2 protein-coding genes are annotated in these 2,217 nt (G+C 63.6%); one reads left to right on the top strand and one right to left on the bottom strand.

The genetic code is table 11. The annotated features are described in order from the left end of the window. A partial coding sequence (locus tag EOA28_RS33240; protein ID WP_245501660.1) for an ATP-binding protein occupies positions 1–986 on the bottom strand: 986 nt, incomplete at its 3' end. A 255-nt stretch (positions 987–1,241) separates the two neighbouring features. Here EOA28_RS33240 and cpaB point away from each other — a divergent pair. Then, positions 1,242–2,162, top strand: coding sequence for a Flp pilus assembly protein CpaB (cpaB, locus tag EOA28_RS33235; protein WP_127252150.1), 921 nt, complete (start codon positions 1,242–1,244; stop codon positions 2,160–2,162). Positions 2,163–2,217 lie beyond the last annotated feature (55 nt).

The following is a 2,217-nucleotide window of genomic DNA, read 5'->3' as shown; positions in this document are numbered from 1 at the left end:
GTGCCGCCTTCGGGAGTTGGAATCGTATTGCAGTAGGAGTTGAGGAACCCGTCGCCGCCGAACCAGGTCACCGCCCATTCCAGCGAACCGTGGCCACCCTGCTTGTCGCTCTTGCCGGCAAAAACCTCGCGTGTGACCTGGAACTCGTCGCCCAGCGTCGCCTTGAGATAGTCCTTCAGGCCGCCGGGGAAATGAAACTCGGCCTTGGCCGGCGTCTGGTCCTTCTCCTTGATCAGCGAAGGATCGCAGGTCCAGCGGATCTCGACGCCGCCGAACAGATAGGCCTTCGAGCGCGCCATGCGATAAAGCCGCGCCGGCTCGAAGGCGGCGCCCTTGCCGAAGATCTGCTCGTCGGGGTGGAAGCGGGTCCTCGTGCCGCGGCGGTTATGAACCTCGCCCAGATGCTCGAGGCCGCTGACCGGGACGCCGCGGGAAAAACGCTGACGGTAGAGCTGACGGCCGCGCGCGACCTCGACCTCGAGATGGTCGGACAGCGCGTTGACGACCGAAACTCCGACGCCGTGCAGGCCGCCAGAGGTCTCATAGACCTTGGAGTCGAACTTGCCGCCCGAATGCAGCGTCGTCATGATGACTTCGAGCGCCGGCTTCTTGAATTTCGGATGCGGGTCGACCGGGATGCCGCGGCCATTGTCGGTGACGGTCAGGAAGCCGTCGGCGGAAAGCTCGACATCGATGAAGGTGGCGTGGCCGGCCACGGCTTCGTCCATCGAATTGTCGATGACCTCGGCGAACAGGTGGTGCATCGCCTTGTCGTCGGTGCCGCCGATATACATGCCCGGACGGCGTCGCACCGGCTCGAGCCCCTCCAGCACCTCGATATCGGCGGCGCTGTAGCTTTCGCTGCCGTCGCGGGCGGCGGTCGAGCGCTTGGCGGCCTGCACCAGGGGATCGGCGGGGCGCGAGGGCGCGCGCACCGGCTGTGCCTGCTTTTCCATCTTGCCGAAGAGGTCGTTGCTGTCGTCCATGCTGGGCCTGGCGTCCGGTAATGCGAATCACGGCTCGATACTGCCACGCTTTTGGCGGGCGAACGAGTTCCTGTTCCGTTCAGGGATCAAACTGTCTCTTATTCCAAAACCATTCGATAACCAAGCCGGCCGAAATAGGGCGATCGGCGGGTCACGGGATTCCTGATTCTTTAACATTAACGCCTAGCGTGAGGCCCAAACCAACAAAAGACCACGGGCGTCAGGGGTTTCGTTGTGCGGGGCAGGGCCATAACCATGATCGGTATCGCAGCCGTCTTCGGCGCGATCTCGATCTTTGCGGCGGATTTTTGGGTCAAGAGCCAGGCAAAGGCTCAGTCCGAGATCAAGGTGGTCACGGTCGAAGCTCCGCAGCAGCCCAAGGTCGAATTCAAGACCATCGTGGTGGCTCAAGCGCCGCTGCGCTATGGAATGGAGCTCGGACGGCCGCAACTGGCCGAGATCCCGTGGCCGCAGGATTCGCTGCCGCAAGGCGCTTTCCCGACGATCGACAAGCTGCTTGCCGACGGCAGCCGCGTGGTGCTGTCCCCGATCGAGGTCAACGAACCGGTGCTGCTCACCAAACTATCGGGACCGAACGGTCGCGCCACGCTGTCCAACATGCTGTCGCCGGGCATGCGGGCCGTCACCATCCGCACTGACGAAATCGCAGGTGTCGGCGGCTTCGTCACGCCGGGAGACCGGGTCGACGTCGTCCTGACGCGCGATGCGGGCGACATCCAGGAAGTATCCAAAAACGCGCAAGGGGCGGCCGGCTCGACGGTCACCTCCGAGATTGTGGTCTCCGACGCCAAGGTGCTTTCGGTCGGGCAGGGCGCTGACGAGCGCAAGACCGAGCCGCAGGTCGCCAATTCCGTCACCATCGAGGTGACCAACGAAGGGGCGCAGAAAGTGGCGCTCGCCCGCACCGTCGGCACTTTGTCGCTGTCGTTGCGGTCCGCGGCTGACGCCAGTGCCAGCAAAAGCGGGCTTACGACGATCTCTTCCTTCGGCGGCTCGGTTGCCGCAAACGCCGAGGCAAGTGCGGCCTCGCTCATCAATGCGGTGACGAAGGACCAGGACGAGCCGAAATTCAGGACGGTGATCGTGACGCGCGGCGAGAAAGTCGAAGAATACAAGGTTCCTTCACGGGAACCGCCGCAGGAACTGCAGCAATAGCCGGTGGGGACCGGCGGGGACGGGACAAGATGTTCGGGTTTGATGCATTTCGGAC

Source organism: Mesorhizobium sp. M2A.F.Ca.ET.067.02.1.1, assembly GCF_004023285.1.
Classification (GTDB): Bacteria; Pseudomonadota; Alphaproteobacteria; order Rhizobiales; family Rhizobiaceae; genus Mesorhizobium.
Note: the sequence above shows the minus strand (reverse complement) of the source record. Positions and strands in the feature narration are given on the sequence as shown.

Coding starts and splice junctions, on each gene's coding strand:
- cpaB (WP_127252150.1), top strand. CDS start 1,242: ATGATCGGTATCGCAGCCGTCTTCGGCGCGATCTCGATCTTTGCGGCG.